This is a genomic window from Mesorhizobium sp. M7D.F.Ca.US.004.01.2.1 (assembly GCF_003997785.1).
GTDB classification, from domain to species: domain Bacteria; phylum Pseudomonadota; class Alphaproteobacteria; order Rhizobiales; family Rhizobiaceae; genus Mesorhizobium; species Mesorhizobium loti.
The window spans coordinates 18,223-35,403 of sequence record NZ_RZRQ01000022.1 but is presented as its reverse complement, the minus strand read 5'-3'; the positions used below and the strand labels follow the sequence as shown (position 1 = coordinate 35,403).

Annotated in this window: 16 protein-coding genes; 9 read left to right on the top strand and 7 right to left on the bottom strand. The window is 62.1% G+C overall.

The window, feature by feature from the left end; translation table 11 throughout:
• Positions 1–372, bottom strand: a 372-nt coding sequence (locus EN993_RS06395; protein ID WP_245468662.1) for a thiamine pyrophosphate-binding protein, incomplete at its 3' end; no start/stop codon positions are given.
• Between the two features lie 118 nt (positions 373–490).
• Positions 491–1,297 carry an alpha/beta hydrolase gene (locus EN993_RS06390; protein ID WP_127262698.1) on the bottom strand — a complete coding sequence of 269 codons (807 nt, stop codon included), beginning with the start codon at positions 1,295–1,297 and terminating at the stop codon, positions 491–493.
• A gap of 441 nt (positions 1,298–1,738) precedes the next feature.
• Here EN993_RS06390 and EN993_RS06385 point away from each other — a divergent pair, with 441 nt between their 5' ends.
• Genes EN993_RS06385 through EN993_RS06375 form a run of 3 tightly spaced genes read left to right on the top strand, consistent with a single transcriptional unit; the run spans position 1,739 to position 6,565 of the window.
• Positions 1,739–3,688 carry a PrkA family serine protein kinase gene (locus EN993_RS06385; RefSeq protein WP_109671603.1) on the top strand — a complete coding sequence of 650 codons (1,950 nt, stop codon included), beginning with the start codon at positions 1,739–1,741 and terminating at the stop codon, positions 3,686–3,688.
• A gap of 18 nt (positions 3,689–3,706) precedes the next feature.
• Positions 3,707–5,014 (top strand): YeaH/YhbH family protein, encoded by a 1,308-nt coding sequence (locus EN993_RS06380; protein ID WP_127262697.1) that lies wholly within the window; start codon positions 3,707–3,709, stop codon positions 5,012–5,014.
• A gap of 9 nt (positions 5,015–5,023) precedes the next feature.
• Complete coding sequence (locus EN993_RS06375; RefSeq protein ID WP_109671601.1) at positions 5,024–6,565, top strand: SpoVR family protein; 1,542 nt, start codon at positions 5,024–5,026, stop codon at positions 6,563–6,565.
• 42 nt (positions 6,566–6,607) lie between these two features.
• Here EN993_RS06375 and EN993_RS06370 read toward each other — a convergent pair whose 3' ends face one another.
• The 3 genes from EN993_RS06370 to EN993_RS06360 are packed head-to-tail and all read right to left on the bottom strand — an operon-like array spanning position 6,608 to position 9,248.
• Positions 6,608–7,501 carry an HlyC/CorC family transporter gene (locus tag EN993_RS06370; RefSeq protein WP_126070708.1) on the bottom strand — a complete coding sequence of 298 codons (894 nt, stop codon included), beginning with the start codon at positions 7,499–7,501 and terminating at the stop codon, positions 6,608–6,610.
• The gene (aroB, locus tag EN993_RS06365) at positions 7,498–8,640 is read right to left on the bottom strand and encodes a 3-dehydroquinate synthase (protein WP_127262696.1); all 1,143 of its coding nucleotides are present in this window, start codon (positions 8,638–8,640) and stop codon (positions 7,498–7,500) included. Before aroB ends, EN993_RS06370 begins: the two co-directional genes overlap by 4 nt.
• Positions 8,637–9,248 (bottom strand): shikimate kinase, encoded by a 612-nt coding sequence (locus EN993_RS06360; protein ID WP_127262695.1) that lies wholly within the window; start codon positions 9,246–9,248, stop codon positions 8,637–8,639. The genes aroB and EN993_RS06360 overlap by 4 nt, the downstream gene beginning before the upstream one ends.
• Before the next feature lie 211 nt (positions 9,249–9,459).
• Between EN993_RS06360 and EN993_RS06355 the strand changes: the two genes are divergently transcribed.
• The 5 genes from EN993_RS06355 (at position 9,460) to EN993_RS06335 (ending at position 13,376) form a co-directional block, all read left to right on the top strand.
• On the top strand, positions 9,460–9,612 hold the full coding sequence (locus EN993_RS06355) for a histidine kinase (protein ID WP_109671597.1): 153 nt from the start codon (positions 9,460–9,462) through the stop codon (positions 9,610–9,612).
• A 17-nt stretch (positions 9,613–9,629) separates the two neighbouring features.
• Positions 9,630–10,565, top strand: a complete 936-nt coding sequence (locus tag EN993_RS06350) for a site-specific tyrosine recombinase XerD (protein WP_127262694.1) — start codon at positions 9,630–9,632, stop codon at positions 10,563–10,565.
• Between the two features lie 99 nt (positions 10,566–10,664).
• Positions 10,665–11,615, top strand: a complete 951-nt coding sequence (locus EN993_RS06345; protein ID WP_109671595.1) for an acetyl-CoA carboxylase carboxyltransferase subunit alpha — start codon at positions 10,665–10,667, stop codon at positions 11,613–11,615.
• Between the two features lie 216 nt (positions 11,616–11,831).
• Positions 11,832–13,130 carry a murein L,D-transpeptidase family protein gene (locus tag EN993_RS06340; RefSeq protein WP_127262693.1) on the top strand — a complete coding sequence of 433 codons (1,299 nt, stop codon included), beginning with the start codon at positions 11,832–11,834 and terminating at the stop codon, positions 13,128–13,130.
• A gap of 9 nt (positions 13,131–13,139) precedes the next feature.
• The gene (locus tag EN993_RS06335; protein WP_109671593.1) at positions 13,140–13,376 is read left to right on the top strand and encodes a sulfurtransferase TusA family protein; all 237 of its coding nucleotides are present in this window, start codon (positions 13,140–13,142) and stop codon (positions 13,374–13,376) included.
• 9 nt (positions 13,377–13,385) lie between these two features.
• Here the strand turns inward: EN993_RS06335 and EN993_RS06330 are convergent, their stop codons facing one another.
• Positions 13,386–14,495: a GTP-binding protein gene (locus tag EN993_RS06330; protein WP_109671592.1), complete on the bottom strand. Its 1,110-nt coding sequence runs from the start codon at positions 14,493–14,495 to the stop codon at positions 13,386–13,388.
• A gap of 89 nt (positions 14,496–14,584) precedes the next feature.
• Positions 14,585–15,748: a D-alanyl-D-alanine carboxypeptidase family protein gene (locus tag EN993_RS06325; protein WP_109671660.1), complete on the bottom strand. Its 1,164-nt coding sequence runs from the start codon at positions 15,746–15,748 to the stop codon at positions 14,585–14,587.
• A gap of 216 nt (positions 15,749–15,964) precedes the next feature.
• On the opposite strand from EN993_RS06325, the gene EN993_RS06320 reads away from it, so the two are divergent.
• Positions 15,965–17,128: a M20 aminoacylase family protein gene (locus EN993_RS06320; RefSeq protein ID WP_109671591.1), complete on the top strand. Its 1,164-nt coding sequence runs from the start codon at positions 15,965–15,967 to the stop codon at positions 17,126–17,128.
• Positions 17,129–17,181 lie beyond the last annotated feature (53 nt).

Sequence of the window (17,181 nt, the reverse complement as noted above, 5' to 3'; positions counted from 1 at the left end):
GTTCGACATCGGTCTCGCAAGGCCTTCGATATCGCTGGTGAGTGGAGCATCGAGCGGCAGATGATAAGAAGCATGATCGCCGACAATGTTGATCATCGGGCTGAAGGCGCGCCGCGCATTGTGCATGTTGGCGAGACCATTGGCCAGGCCGGGACCGGTGTGCAGCAGCGTCGCGGCCGGCCGATCGGTCATCCGCGCATAGCCATCGGCGGCACCCGTCACCACGCCCTCGAACAGGCCAAGCACGCAACGCATCTGCGGTTTGCGGTCAAGTGCGGCAACGAAATGCATTTCGGACGTGCCGGGGTTGGCGAAGCAGACCGTCACATCATTGGCCAGAAGCACGTCACACAGGACATCGGCGCCGTTCATGCAGTTCTCTCCCGATCGAAGAGAGCACTTGCACCTGTGGGCGCCCGCGCGGCAATATCCTGCCGGTGCTTTTGATCTGATCCAGTCGCGCCGCGCCGCTGCCTCGGGAGGCTCGGGATCAGCCGACCGTCGATTTGAGAAATGCCAGCGCGGCGACGGTCAGCGCGTCGCCGTCCTCACCGAAATCACGATTGATCGACATGTGCGTATAGGCGCTGCCGTCGAACAGCGTAACCATGGTGCCGGTGGCCCGCAGACGCTCGGCAAAGGCCTTCGAGGCCTCGCCACGGCCAGACGCCCGCGAATAGGCAATCAAGGTCGGCGGATGCTTGTGGCCGCCGACATAGCTGGCCGGCGAAAGTGCTGCCCATTGCGAGGGATCGGAGAAGACCCGTGCATAGGCCCGAACCATGCCGCCATTTTTGGCAAGCGCGGCAAGATCGTAGGCCCTTGTATCGTCGAGAATGAACGCCGCGACGCCGGGCAGCCCACCGCGCGTGCCGGTCAGTGCAATCAGATGGCTGCCGGCCGAATGGCCCATGCCGACGATGCGGTTGGGGTCGCCGCCATGCTGGGCAATGTTGGCCCTGATATAGGCATAGGCTTTTTCGACGTCGTGCGCCTGGGTGGCGACATCGGCCTTAGGCAACATGCGGTAATCGATGGAGACGAAGCAGAAGCCGTTGGCCAGCAGGAAGGCCGGCTTGGCATCAACCTGGCTGCGTTTGCCGAACTGCCAGGTGCCGCCATGGACGAAAAAGACGACCGGCAGGCCGCTTGCACCATCGGGCGCGTAGATGTCGAGCTTGGCCGGCCCGTAGTCGAAGGTTTTTGGCGCGGATTGGCGCGGGCGCCGCGCCGCCGATGCTCCCAATGGCAGCATCGCCGCCATGGAGGCCAGAATGAGGCTTCGTCGATCGATCATCATGGTTCTCCCGACCGTGTGGGTGCCGACAGTGCCCGCAGGCGCCACGAGCGTCCCGTTAAGGTCTGGTTCGGCGATCGATCATCGATCCGACCCGCGAATGACACTCGAGCTTTTGGGGACTCATCCGCGGCAGAGGAGGCCGGTTCAAACCGGGCTTCGTCGAACTCGCATCGGGTCGCAACTCTCGGAGCATCAGGCTGCATCAAATGCACTGTCCTTGCAGTTCAGTTCACGAAATCAATATCTACCCCTTGACGGTCTCATCTGGCCATCACCACCTAAGTATTTGGGCAAGCATTCCAGCCACATGGGTAGTGTCCCGGGTTTCAATGCCAGATGCACGCGCTCTCCTTCATGTGAAGGGAACCACAATGCTTTCCAGCAGTTGAATCTGTGATGAGCCGTCTGGCACCCAGAACGGCTCCGAGGACCAGAATCATGCGAGAGAACCAGTCTGACGTCTTCGATCTGTTTTCGGAAATTTATACGAGCGTGGCGCAGGAGGAGATCAGCCTCCAGCAATATCTCCTTGCCTGCCGGGAAGACAAATCGATGTATGCCTCGGCGCCTGAACGGATGGTCGAGGCGATCGGCGAGCCGAACCTGGTCGACACCAGCAAGGATGAGCGGCTCGGCCGCATTTTCTCCAACCGGACCGTGAAGGTGTACCCCTCCTTTGCAGATTTCTATGGCATGGAGGACACGATCGAGCGCATCGCCGGCTATTTTCGCTATGCCTCCCAAGGGCTCGAGGAGCGCAAGCAGATCCTCTATCTCCTCGGCCCGGTCGGTGGCGGCAAATCCTCGCTTGCCGAACGGCTGAAGAAATTGATGGAGCAGCGCCCAATCTACACGCTGAAGGTCGGTAACCAGATCAGCCCGGTTTTCGAATCGCCACTTGGCCTTTTCCATCCCGATCGCATGGGCGACTTGCTGGAGGACAAATACGGCATAGCCCGACGCCGACTGAACGGGCTCATCTCGCCATGGGCGGCCAAGCGCCTCGACGAACTGGCCGGCGACATTTCCAAATTCAGCGTGGTCAAGTTGATGCCTTCGCGACTACGCCAGATCGGCATTGCCAAGACAGAGCCTGGCGATGAGAACAATCAGGATGTCTCGGCCCTGGTTGGCAAAGTCGACATCCGGCAATTGGAAAATTTCAGCCAGTCCGATCCAGATGCTTATTCCTACAGCGGCGGACTGAACCGGACCACACAGGGCCTGCTCGAATTCGTCGAGATGTTCAAGGCGCCTATCAAGGTTCTGCATCCGTTGCTGACGGCGACCCAGGAAGGCAGCTACAACGGTACCGAGAATTTCGGCGCCTTTCCCTATCAGGGGATCATCGTGGCCCATTCCAACGAATCGGAATGGCAACAGTTCAAGAACAACAAGAACAACGAGGCCTTTCTCGACCGCATCCTCGTGGTCAAGGTGCCGTATTGCCTGCGGACCACCGAAGAAAGGCAGATTTACGAAAAGCTGCTGCGGGAGAGCGAATTGGCCGCCAGCCCCTGCGCCCCCGAGGTGCTGGACCTTCTCAGCCGGTTCACCGTCTCGACCCGCCTTGCCGAGCATGACAATTCGCCGCTCTACACCAAGATGCGCGCCTATGACGGCGAGAACCAGAAGGACGTCGACCCCAAGGCGAAGTCGGTCCAGGAATATCGCGACGCCGCCGGCGTCGCCGAAGGCATGACCGGCGTCAGCACACGCTTCGCCTTCAAGATCCTGTCGCAGACATTCAACTACGACACGAAGGAGGTGGCTGCCGATCCCGTGCATCTGATGTACATCCTGGAAGAGGCGATCAAGCGCGAGCAGTTTCCAAAGGAGATGGAAGCTGCCTATCTCGAGTTCATCAAGTCGGAATTGGCAACGCGCTATGCCGAGTTCATCGGCCACGAAATCCAGAAGGCCTATCTGGAATCGTACAGCGAGTATGGCCAGAACCTCTTTGACCGTTACATTGCCTATGCCGATGCCTGGATCGAGGATCAGGACTACAAGGATCCAGATACCGGCCAGGTGCTCAATCGCGAGGTATTGGAAAAGGAATTGTCCCAGGTTGAAAAGCCGGCCGGCATCGCCAATCCCAAGGACTTCCGCAATGAGGTTGTGAAGTTCACGCTGCGCGCTCGCGCAAGGAACGACGGCCGCAACCCGTCATGGACGAGTTATGAAAAGCTGCGCGAAGTGATCGAGAAGCGGATGTTCGGACAGGTCGAAGATCTCTTGCCCGTGATCAGCTTCGGTTCCAAGCAGGACAGCGTCACGGAAAAACGCCACAATGAATTCGTGCAGCGGATGGTTGAGCGCGGCTACACCCAGCGGCAGGTGCGTCGCCTTGTGGATTGGTATATGCGAGTGAACAAGGCGGGTTGAGAGAGCCCGGATGGGTCCATGCCGATCTTCATCGACCGTCGCCTGAATCCAAAGGACAAGAGCCTCGGCAATCGCCAGCGCTTTCTCAAGCGTGTGCGCGAGGAACTGAAGCGGAGCATACGCGATCAGATCCGCACCGGCAGGATCGCCGACGTGGATGCCGAGCACGCCGTACCCATGCCTGAAACAGGCACGGCCGAGCCGAGCTTCAACAACGCCTGGAACAGCGGCAGGCGCCAGCACATCCTGCCGGGCAACAGGCATTTCTCCCCTGGAGACCTGATCCCCAAGCCCGGCGGAGGCGCGGGAGCGTCGTCCCCGGGGAACACGGCGTCTGAAGACGACTTTCGTTTCGTGCTGTCACGCGAGGAGGTGCTCGATCTTTTTTTCGAGGATCTCGAACTCCCAGATATGGTCAAGCTCAACCTCAAGGAGATCCTTGCCTACAAGCCGCGCCGGGCTGGCTTCGCCGCCACCGGTTCACCGACCAACATCAATGTTGGGCGCACGATGCGTAACAGCCATGGCCGCCGCATTGCGTTGAGGCGTCCTAAGCAGGAGGAGTTGGACGCGATCCTCCGGGAAATCGCCACGTTTGAGGAGGTGCCATCCAGTGCGGCGGCGCATCAGCGCGTTGCGGCGTTGCGCGAAGAGCTTGACCGGCTGGAGCGGCGGCGCAGGCGAATTGCCTATGTCGATCCGGTCGACATCCGGTTCAACCGCTTCGATCCCCGACCCGTGCCGAACGCCAATGCCGTCATGTTCTGTCTGATGGATGTGTCTGGCTCGATGGGCGAGCGCGAAAAGGACTTGGCCAAGCGCTTCTTCGTACTGCTGCACCTGTTCTTGAAACGGCGGTACGACCGCATCGAAATCGTCTTCATCCGCCACACGCATCTGGCCCAGGAGGTCGACGAGGAAACATTCTTCTACAACACGCAAAGCGGCGGCACTGTCGTTTCCACCGCGCTGGAGGAAATGCACCGCATTATTGACGAACGTTACCCCGTCCACGAATGGAACATCTACGCCGCCCAGGCCTCGGACGGCGACAATTTCGCCGGCGATTCCGAGCGATGCATAGCATTGCTCAACGGCAAGCTCATGCGGTTGTGCCAGTATTTTGCCTATGTCGAGATCATCGACGAGCGTGAAGCCCATATCTTCGGCGCGACTGAAAACGGGACATCGCTGTGGCGTGCCTATAGCGAAGTCGACCAGAGATGGCCGAACTTCCAGATGAGCCGCATCGCCACGCCCGCCGATATCTATCCGGTCTTCCGCCAGCTCTTCGGCAGACAGCCGGCTCCCCTTAAGAGAGCGTGAAGGTGTCCGATGGCCCGACAAGCCAGTAAATCCAGCCTGCTTTTTTCGGGGTCCGACTGGGATTTCAAGACATTGTCGCGGGCCTATGATGCGATCGAGGCAATCGCCGTCGAAGAGCTTCATCTCGATACCTATCCCGTGCAGATGGAGATCATCTCCTCCCAGCAGATGCTCGACGCCTATTCGTCGGTCGGCATGCCGCTGATGTACCGTCACTGGTCTTTCGGCAAACATTTCCTCTACCAGGACCTGCTCTATCGCAAAGGTGGGCGAGGGCTTGCCTATGAACTGGTCATCAATTCCAATCCTTGCATCGTCTATCTGATGGAGGAAAACACCATGGCCTTGCAGGCCTTGGTGACGGCCCATGCTGCGCTCGGGCACAACCATTTCTTCAAGAACAATCAGTTGTTCAAGCAGTGGACGGACGCTGGGGCGATCCTTAGCTACCTCGATTTCGCCAAGGGCTACATTGTCCGTTGCGAGGAGCGGCACGGCCTCGCCGCCGTCGAGGCTGTTCTCGATTCCGCCCACGCGCTGATGGCGCAGGGCGTGTTCCGTTATCACCGGCCGCCGAAGCTGTCGTCGGAGCGGCAGCGCGAAGGGCTTCGCGAGCGCCTCGAATACGAAGAGCAGTCCTACAATGATTTATGGCGCACGCTGCCGCCGTCGCAGCGAAAGGCCAACGACAAGGGACAAGACCCGGAGCGGAAGAAATCGCTCAACCTGCCCGAAGAAAACCTGCTTTATTTCCTGGAAAAGAACAGCTTGGTCCTGGAGCCTTGGCAGCGTGAGATCATCAGGATCGTTCGCGTCATAGCACAATATTTTTATCCGCAACGGCAGACACAGGTGATGAACGAGGGCTGCGCAACTTTCGTCCACTATACGCTGATGAACATGCTGTTCGATCGCGGCCAGATTAGCGAAGGCGCCATGCTCGAAATCCTGCGCAATCATTCCAACGTGGTCTTCCAGCCGGCGTTCGACGATCCGCGCTTTTCCGGCATCAACCCCTACGCTCTCGGCCTCGATATGATGCAGGACATTCAGCGCATCTCGACCAAGCCGACGGCCGAGGATCGGGACTGGTTTCCCGACATCGCCGGCCACGGCAACTGGCGCGAGGTCCTACTTGGCGCCTGGGCGGATCACCGCGACGAGTCCTTTATCCGCCAGTATCTCAGTCCTGCCTTGATCCGGAAATGGCGGTTCTTTGTGGTCGGCGACGCTGCCGACCAACCGCACTGCCAAGTCGCTTCGATCCACAACGAACGCGGCTATGACGAGATACGCGCCGCGCTCGCTCACAGCTACGAGGTCGGCGCGAACCAACCGGACATTCAGGTGGTGGATGTCGATCTGCTCGGCGACCGACATTTGCGACTGCAGCACAAGGTCAACAACGGCATCCTTCTCGATGATGCCAGCCGCGACGCTACGCTTCGTCACATCCGCAGGCTTTGGGGTTATGAGGTCAGCTTGGCGGCTGTCGACGCTGAGACGGGTGTGGCGATCCACGAACGCTCGACGAGCCAGATCGCGGAATGAGGCTCCGTAGCTGCGCTGGTCCTCGCAGCTCCTCAACGCGCTTCAGGCGTCGCCGGCTGGCCTGATCCTCAGCCTGGCGATCCGGTTCTTGTCGCGTTTCATGACGATGAAGCGCTTGCCGTGGAAGGTGAAGGCCTGTTTCTCCTCGGGGATCGACTGCGTCTCGTGGATGACGAGGCCGGCAATGGTGGTTGCTTCCTCGTCCGGCAGGTTCCAGTCGAGCGCCCGGTTGAGGTCGCGGATCGGCACCGTGCCGTCGACGACGACGGAGCCGTCGGCCTCCTGCTTGACGCCCTGGATGTCGACATCGTGCTCGTCAGCGATCTCGCCGACGATCTCCTCGATAATGTCCTCTAGCGTCACCAGCCCTTCGACCTCGCCATATTCGTCGACGACGATAGCGAAATGCGCCTTGCGGCGCAGGAAGGCGTTGAGCTGTTCCTGCAAAGTCGTCGTGTCGGGCACGAACCAGGGTTTCGACGCGATCTTCATCACGTCGATCCTGGAGAAATCGTTGCCGACTTCGTTGAGCGCGCGCAGTAGGTCTTTGGCGTGCAGCACACCGACGATGTTGTCGAGTGAGCCCTTCCACAGCGGCATGCGGGTGTGCGGGCTCTGCAGGATCTCGCGCACAACCGCTTCAGGTGCATTGTCGGCATTGACCGAGCGCATGTTGGTGCGGTGGACCATGATATCGGAGACTTCGAGCTCAGCGAGATCGAACAGGCCGCCGACACGGTCGCGGTCCTCGCGCACCACCTGGCCGTCGCGGCGGAAATCGTCGACCGCGCCGCGCAACTCGTCCTGGGTCGAACGCTGCGGCTCGATGCGAGACAGCTCGTAGCCGAAAGCGGCAAGCAGGCGCGTGCGCAAGGCAACGGCCAGCAGGACGAGGGCGGCGAGGACAGCGACGACGATCCAGCCGGTCTCGTTCATCTCCGATCGCTTTCCTTCGGGCCTGGGTGGTTCTCCCTGAGGAACGACAGCACTTCCGAAGCCGGCACATCCTTGGCGATGAAGGCCTGGCCGATGCCGCGCGTCAGGATGAAGGTCAGCGCGCCGCGCGAGACCTTCTTGTCCTGGGTGATGAAGGCCAGCAGCGCCTCGGCGTCGGGCAAATCACCCGGAATGTCGACTATCCGCCAAGGCAGGCCGACGGCGCGCAGATGCGCCTCGACGCGCGCGGCATCGTCGGGGCTGGCCAGGTTGAGCCGCGACGAGAACCGGTACGCCAGCGCCATGCCGATAGCGACCCCCTCGCCATGGACGAGGCGGGTTCCGTCATACTGGGTGGCGGCTTCCAGCGCGTGGCCGAACGTGTGGCCGAGATTGAGCAATGCGCGGTCGCCAGTCTCGAACTCGTCGCGCGCAACGACGTCGGCCTTGGCGCGGCAGGCTTCGGCAATCGCCTGCGCTCTCTCCGGCCCGCCGGCAAAAACCTTTGCCCAGTTCTCTTCCAGCCAGACGAAAAACTCCGGCCGGTCGATCAACCCGTATTTGGCAAGCTCAGCGTAACCGGCGCGGAATTCGCGGATCGGCAGCGTGTCGAGCACTCCGGTGTCGGCCAACACCAGTTTCGGCTGATGGAAGACGCCGACAAGGTTCTTGCCGCGTGCACTGTTGATGCCGGTCTTGCCGCCAACCGAGGAATCGACCTGCGCCAGCAGCGAGGTCGGGATCTGCACGAAATTCATACCGCGGCGCACGATGCCGGCGGCAAAGCCGGCGAGGTCGCCGATGACGCCGCCGCCGAAAGCGATGACGATGTCGCCGCGCTCCAGCCTGGCGGCCAGCACACCGTCGACCACCTCTTCGAGATGGGCAAAGCTCTTGGTCTTCTCGCCGGGCGGCAGCGTGATGACGGCGGGTTGAATGCCGACCGTTTCGAGGCCGACTTTCAGCGCATCGAGATGCACTGCCGCGACGTTGGCGTCGGTGACGACAGCGGCGCGTGTGCCCGGCAGGCGGCGCGAAATCTCCGCACCGGCCCGCGACAGCAGGCCGGAGCCGATCAGAATGTCGTAGGTCCGATCGCCAAGGCCAACTTCGACAACAACGGGTGCATCGACGCTCACGATTCCACCTCGCCTGTCGCGGCAGTCTCATCGATGCCGAAATGCCGGCACAGCGCGTCGACCACCTCGGCGGCGATGACCTCCTTACGGTCGTCGCGGGTCGGCACGGTGACATCGGATGTCGCGTAGACTGGATAGCGCTCCCCCATCAGCCGCTCCAGCACGGCGCGCGGGTCAGCGCTTTTCAGGAGCGGCCGGTTCTGTTTCTTGGAGACGCGCTCCATCAACAGGCCGAGCTCGGCCTTCAGCCACACCGACACGCCGTGCGCTGCGATCGCCTCGCGGGTCTGCGCGTTCATGAAGGCGCCGCCGCCCGTCGACAGCACTTGTGGGCCGTTTTCCAGCACGCGCAGGATGACGCGCTGCTCCAGCGCCCTGAACTCCGTCTCGCCGTAGCGCTCGAACAACTCCGGAACGGTCATGCGCGAGACGCTTTCGATCTCCTGGTCGCTGTCGATGAAGGGCAGCGCCAGCATCGTTGCCACCTTGCGACCGATCGCCGTCTTGCCGGCGCCCATCAGCCCGACAAAGACGACGGAACGGCTGCCCAGCCGGCCAAGCAGCGCGGCGTGGGTCTCGTCTGGAGGATTTGCTGGCAGCGCGTTCATCGGATGTTTCTAGGACCCTCTTTGCCGGCGTATCGACATGAAAAGCCCGTTTGCGTCAAGCGTAGCGAGCACTTCAAGCCCGATATGGGCTGGCTGACCTCTGCATCAGAAGTTGCTAACAAGCCTCAGCTTCTTCCTTGAATTGGCCGGATTGGCGTCCCATAAGGGGACAGGGTTTGGAAACGCAGAACAAGAAGACGGGCGAAAATTGATGCCGACACTGTTTCGCTTTGTCGTTACGCTCGCGATTCTGGCTGGCATTGCCTATGGCACGATGTTCGCACTGGTGATGTTCGTCGAGCCCAAGAAGGGGGAAATGACCGTGCGCATCCCTCCGGAAAAGCTCAATCCCAAGAAAAGTTGAATGACAAGGCAAGCTGAATGAACAGCGCCGCCCGCATCGAAGCCTTCCTGGAAATGATGAGCGCCGAGCGGGGTGCGGCCGAAAACACGCTTTCCTCCTACCGCCGCGACCTCGAAGACGCCTCAAGCGAGATCGATGGCGGGCTCGCCGGCGCGGCCGCCGCCGATATCCGCGCCTATCTCGACGACATCGCCGCTCGCGGCTTTGCCGCCACATCGCAGGCGCGCAAACTGTCGGCGATCCGCCAGTTCTTCAAATTCCTCTACGCCGAGGGCCTGCGCAGCGATGACCCGACCGGCACGCTGGACAGCCCGAAAAAGGGCCGCCCGCTGCCCAAGACGATGAGCGAGGTCGATACTGGCCGGCTGATCGACCGCGCAGCGCTTGAGGCCGACGATCCCAGGCTCGGCAAAGATGCCGCGCTTGGCAACAGTGAGTGGCTGGCGGCACTGCGCCTGCATGCGCTGGTCGAGGTGCTTTACGCCACCGGCCTGCGCGTTTCCGAGCTGGTCGGCCTGCCGGTGACGGTGGCGCAGCGCGACGACCGTTTCTTCATGGTGCGCGGCAAGGGCGACAAGGAGCGCATGGTGCCGCTCTCGGCCAAGGCGCGCACGGCGATGAAGACCTGGCTTGCCGCCCGCGCCAAGGTGCCTGCCTTCGCCGACAGTCCATTCCTGTTTCCGGCCGCCTCCGACAGCGGCTATCTCTCGCGCCAGGTCTTTGCCCGTGACCTGAAAGGGCTGGCGGCAAGGGCGGGCATCGCCTCGGCGAAGATCTCGCCGCATGTGCTGCGCCACGCTTTCGCCAGCCATCTCCTGCAGAACGGCGCCGATCTCAGGGCGGTGCAGCAGTTGCTCGGTCATGCCGACATATCGACGACACAGATTTACACCCATGTGCTGGAAGAGCGACTGGTGCGGTTGGTCAACGATCATCATCCGCTTGCCGACTAGGCCTCATATCGCTATGTGAGGACGACATTCCACCGCCCGGAGCCTTGTATTCAAGGGTTCCGTCAGCCATTGCCTTCCGACGTATCGGTCCGCTCACGCATGTACAATTACCTCGATTTCGAAAAGCCGGTGCAGGACCTCGAGGGCAAGATCCTCGAGCTGAAGAAGCTTGCCGAGAACGGCGAGGCGGTCGATGTCGGCGACGAGATCAGCCGTCTCGAGAAGCGCTCCCGCGACGCGCTGCGCGACGCCTACAAGGCGCTGACGCCGTGGCAGAAGGTGCAGGTGGCGCGCCATCCCGACAGACCGCATTGCGTCGACTACATCAAGGGCCTGTTCAACGATTTCACGCCACTGGCCGGCGACCGCAATTACGGCGAGGACCAGGCGATCGTCGGCGGCTTCGCCCGTTTCCGCGGCGAGCCTGTTGCCATCATCGGTCAGGAAAAGGGTTCCGACACGACCAGCCGCCTGAAGCACAATTTCGGCTCGGTGCGGCCGGAAGGCTACCGCAAGGCGGTGCGGCTGATGGAACTCGCCGACCGTTTCAAGATCCCGCTGCTGACGCTGGTCGACACCGCCGGCGCCTATCCTGGCGTCGGCGCCGAGGAGCGAGGCCAGGCGGAAGCCATTGCGCGCTCGACTTCGGCCTGCCTTGGCCTGAAAGTGCCGTCGATCTCGGTGGTCATCGGTGAAGGCGGCTCGGGCGGCGCCATCGCCATCGCCACCGCCAACCGCGTCTACATGCTTGAACACGCCATCTATTCGGTGATTTCGCCGGAGGGTGCCGCCTCGATCCTGTGGCGCGACACGACGCGATCGAAGGACGCGGCGACCAACATGAAGATCACCGCGCAGGATCTTCTGGAGCTGAAGATCATCGACGCCATTATTCCCGAGCCGCTCGGCGGCGCGCATCGTGGCGCCGAAACCGTGATTGCCGCGACCGGCGACCTCATCGCCAGGACGATGAAGGAGTTCGCCGGCGCCAACACCGATTTCCGCGAGCAGCGCCGTGAGAAATACCTGGCTATGGGCCGCAGCCTCTGACCGCAGGCAACCTTGCCCGCCACAATGTGGCGGCGCGGAGCATTTTTGCCACAAAAATGCCGCTGCATTCGGCTCAATGGGATTGCCGTCAGGGGACGCGTCGACACTTGCGGTAAGGAATTTTCAAGGTTAACGGGCTTAGGGTCCGTCGATGCGCAGTGCAGTAGCCGGGGCAAAGAAACGTCCGGCGCCAGAGAAAAGACGATATCCGCAGCCATGTTTGTCAAGCTTGCCCGCACCGGAATCCTGATCGCTGCCCTCGGCGTTGCCGGGTGTAACAATTCGTCGATGAAGGATTTTGCCCCGGAGGCCAACAAGCCGCTGCCCGACAAGATCCTCGCCGACATGAGAGCCAAGGGCATGGTCCGCACCTCGTCGGTGATGGCCCGCATCTTCAAGGAAGAGGGCAAGCTCGAGATCTGGAAGGCCAAGACCAACGGCCGCTACGACATGGTGGCGAGCTACGACATCTGCAAATGGTCGGGCAAGCTCGGGCCGAAATACACCGAGGGCGACCGCCAGGCGCCGGAAGGCTTCTACACGGTGCGGCCGTCGCAGATGAATCCGCGCTCGAACTACCATCTGTCCTTCAACATCGGCTTTCCCAATGCCTATGACCGCGCCAATGGCCGCACCGGTCAGAACCTGATGGTGCACGGCGCTTGCTCGTCGTCGGGCTGCTATTCGATGACCGATGCGCAGATCGAGCAGATCTATGCCTTTGGCCGCGACGCCTTTCAGGGCGGGCAGACCGAGTTCCAGGTCGAAGCCTTTCCATTCCGCATGACCGCCGCCAACATGGCGCGCTATCGCAATGACCCGAATTACGAGTTCTGGAAGATGCTGAAGGTCGGCTACGACAATTTCGAGATCACCAAGGTGCCGCCGAAAGTCGATGTCTGCGAAAAGCGCTATGTCTTCAACCAGGTCGCCGCCGACGGTGAGACATTCAACCCGACCGGCGCCTGCCCGGCGTCGACGCAGCCTGATTCGCTGAAAAGTGCCTACAATTCCTACATCAGCACCTATGACGCGGCGTTCAACGGCGCGGTCAAGGCCAGCGTGCCCCCACCCAAGCCGACCATCGCCGGCATCAAGGAAGCCAGCATCGTCTCCGACTGGTCCAAGCGCCGGGCGCGCGGCGAGCGCGTGCCGATCGATCCGCCGTCGCTCAACAACGATGGCTCGGTGACCGAGACGGCGCGCATGGGCCGCATCGATTCGCCTGCCGGCCGCAAGATGGCCGCCCTCGACGCCGAAAAGGCCGCCAAGCAGAAGGCCGAGGAGCAGAGGCTGGCTGCCATAGAGGCGGCCAAGCAAGCCAAGGAAGCCGCCAAGGCTCAGGCTCTGGCTGAAAAGGAGGCCGCGAAGGCCGCCAAGGAAGCCCCTGTCGCCACCGCGACCATCGCGGCCCCTTCCGAAGCCGCGCCAGTGGCCGAAACGCAAGCAGCAAGTGCCGACGAGAGCAGGGTGACGAAGCTGAAGAACAAGCTGCTCGGCATGTTCGGCGGTTGATTTTCACTCGTGGCTGACCGCGCCGCTGTCTATGACCTCAAGGGACTGAACTGTCCCTTGCCCGTGCTCAAGGCTAAGAAGCGCCTGGCCGGGATGCAGCCAGGCAACCGGCTGTGGTTAGAGACCACCGACCCGCTCGCCGTCATCGATATTCCGGCCTTCTGCTTCGACAGCGGCCACCAGTTGATTGAAACGGCGGCGGTCTCGGGCGGCCACCGCTTTCTGGTCGAGCGCGGCGTGTCGTAATCGTAGAGTTCAACGTCCGGCGATGGCCAGCGGATTGTTTTCCAGCGCCTCGCGATCGGGCGTGTCGATCGACGGCCGGTTGGTGAAGGCGGCAAACAGCCGGCGGATATAATCTTCCGGCATGTCGAGCGTGATCAGCACCAGCCGCGTGCCGCGCTGGCCGTCGGGCCAGGACGACAATTGCACCGGCGGATGCAGGATTTTCTGCACGCCATGGATCACCAGCGGCCGCGACGGGTCTTCCCTGAGTTCGATGACGCCCTTCATCCGCAGCAGATGCTCGCCATGTGTCGAACGCAGCAAGTCGAGGAACATCTCGATGGTCGAAAATGGCACCGGGCCGTCATGCACCAGCGAATAGGAGCGCACACGCTGATCGTGGCGATGACCATGGTCATGGCCATGTTCGTGATCATGGTCATGATGATGGTGGTCGTGATCATGCGCCGCTTCCTCGCCAAGCCAGCGCCGCACATCGGCGGATTTCGTCGCCGGGTTGTAGAGGCCGCAATCAAACAGCGCCGCCACGCCTGTCCCCGTGTCGGCGACATCGAGCAGTTCGGCGCCCGGATTGATCTGCCGCAGGCGTGCCCGCAGCGTTTCCAGATCGCCGGGGTCGGTGACCAGATCGGCTTTGCTGAGCACGATGCGGTCGGCGACGGCGACCTGTTTGACCGCCTCGACATGGGCGTCGAGCGTGGCGTTGCCATTGACCGCATCGACCAGCGTGATGACACCGTCGAGCCGGAAGGCCTGGACAAGTGCGGGATGCGCCATGATCGACTGCAGCACCGGCGCCGGGTCGGCCAGCCCCGTGGTCTCGACGATGACGCGGGCAAGACGGGCGATGCGGCCGGTCTGCAGCCGGTCGACCAGATCGGCCAGCGTATCGACCAGCTCGCCGCGCACCGTGCAGCACAGGCAGCCGTCGGAAAGCTGGATGATGCCGTCGGAAGACTGCTCGACCAGCAGATGGTCGATCGCCACCTCGCCGAACTCGTTGATGATGACCGCCGTGTCGGCCAGCACCGGATCCTTGAGCAGCCGGTTGAGCAGCGTCGTCTTGCCAGCGCCGAGGAAACCGGTCAGCACCGAGACGGGGATCGGGAAGCCGTTCATCGAACTCTATCTGTCTGTTTGAGCACGATCTCCAGCGAAAACCGGTATCCAAGTTTCGCTGACGCGGACCTTCGGTTCGGGATCATGCTCTAATTCGCAACCTTGGCCGGCTGGTCGCCTTGCGCGGCGGAGCCGGCAATCTTCGGGCCGGTGCCTGCCGGCGCCGGTCTGTCGGGCCGCCAGCTCGGGATCGGCACGTCGGTATATTCCTGCGCACCCTGGTCGAGCATGGCCTTCGGCGCCGGACCTGTGGCGCCGCCGAGGCCGACGGCAACCAGCGTCGGCACATGGTCGAGCTTTTCCTGATAGGGCGATTTCGGCACGTCCTTGGCAACGACCGGTGGTGCCTCGGACTGCTCCTGCGGCGTCTTCTTCTTGCAGACCTCGTCATGCATGTCGTTTGGCGAGACCAGATCGCCGTAGGGCGCCAGCGTGGTGACGGTGGCCGAGCCGGCGGCAGGCGTGTCAAAACCCTGGTCGAGCAGTTTTGCGGCAGTCTCAGCGCGGGTGACCGCCGATTTCTCGCCAAGCACGACCGCGACCAGCGTGCGCCCGTTGCGGGTCGCCGAGCCGATCATGTTGAAGCCGGAGGGGCAGACAAAGCCAGTCTTCATGCCATCGGCGCCGGGATAACGACCGATCAAGAGATTGTAGTTGGGAATCGCCTTCTTGCCGACGGCAAGGCCTTCAATCGAGAACCACGGCACATATTGCGGAAATTCGCGGCGGATCGCCATCACCAGCACGGCGAGGTCGCGCGCCGTCGTGTACTGGTCCGGCGAATAGAGCCCGTTCGGATTGACGAAATGCGTGCCATTCATGCCGAGCCGGGTCGCCTCGGCATTCATCCGCTCGGCAAAGGCTGCCTGCGAACCGCCGACATTTTCGCCGACGGCCATGGCGATGTCGTTGGCTGATTTGACCAGCATCATCTTCAGCGCATTGTCGAGCCGCATCACCGAACCCGGCTTGAAACCCATCTTGCTTGGCGGCTCGGCGGCGGAGTGTTTGGTCACCTTGATCGGCGAATCAAGCTGCACCTCGCCGGCCGCAAGCGCCCGAAAGGTCACATAAGCGGTCATCAGCTTGCTCAGCGACGCCGGATACCAGCGCTTGAACGCATCCTGATGCTGCAGGATCTTGCCGCTGCTGAGGTCGAACACAACCACCGGATTCGCCAGCGCCGGCCCGGCCACGACCGACAGCGCGATTGTGCCAGCCGAGAATAGTTTGAGGAAATGCCTGTGCCGCATGATCAAATCCGAAATCGCCTCTTGCCGTAGTCGCCCCTGGCTCCGTAAGATTTCGTTACGCGATCGCCAGCATGATAGGTCCGACCCTCAAAAACCGGACCGTATTGTTGCGGTGCTATTTACTCTATGTGACGCCAACATGGCAAAGTGCCCGGCGATCACAATTGCAAGGCAGCGGACAACACCCGCCTGTCCCAACAGCGAGATGGAACCATCATGCCAATCCTGAACCGTGCCGCCGAAATGCAGGACGAAGTTGCCGGCTGGCGCCAGCATCTGCACCAGACGCCAGAACTGAACTTCGATGTCTTCAAGACCGCTGCCTTCGTTACCGAGAAGCTGAAAGCCTTCGGCTGCGACGACGTGGTCACCGGCCTCGGCAAGACCGGAGTGGTTGGCATCATCCGCGGCCGCCAGGGCGAAGGCCCGACCATCGGCCTGCGCGCCGACATGGACGCGCTGCCGCTCAACGAGATATCAGGCAAGTCCTACGCCTCGACCATCCCCGGCAAGATGCATGCCTGCGGCCATGACGGCCACACGGCGATGCTGCTTGGTGCCGCGAAATATCTCGCCGAGACACGCAACTTCACCGGCTCGGTGGCGGTGATCTTCCAGCCGGCGGAGGAAGGCGGCGGCGGCGGCAACGAGATGGTCAAGGACGGCATGATGGAGCGTTTCGACATTTCCAAAGTGTTCGGCATGCACAACATGCCGGGCCTGCCTGTCGGGCAGTTCGCCATCCGCCCGGGCCCGATCATGGCGGCGACGGCCGAGTTCACCATCACCGTGCGCGGCAAGGGCGGCCATGCGGCGATGCCGCACGGCACGATCGACCCGATCGTCATCACCAGCCAGCTGGTCGGCGCCTTGCAGACGATCGCCTCGCGCAGCACCGATCCGGTCGAGGCCGTGGTGGTGTCGGTGACCAAGTTCCACGCCGGCGATGCCTACAACATCATCCCGGAAACCGCTGAAATCGCCGGCACCGTGCGCACCTTGCGCAAGGAAATCGCCAAGAGGTCGGAAGAGCGCATCCGCACCATCTGCGACGGGCTGGCGACCGCGTTCGGCGCCAAGATCGAGGTCGACTACCAGGCGAACTACCCCGTGACCTTCAACCACGCGGAAGAAACGGTTTTCGCCAGCGATGTCGCGGCCGGCGTCGCCGGCGACGCCCATGTCCACCGCGGCATCCAGCCGGTGATGGGCGGCGAGGATTTTTCCTATATGCTGGAAGCCCGCCCCGGCGCCTTCATCTTCATCGGCAATGGCGACACCGCCGGCCTCCACCATCCCGCCTACGACTTCAACGACGAGGTCATCCCGCACGGCATGAGCTACTGGGTGAAACTGGCGGAAACCGCGCTGGCGGCCTGATAGCATCAGCACAAAGGGCTGGCCGAATTGCCTTCGGCCAGCCTCTTGGCGAA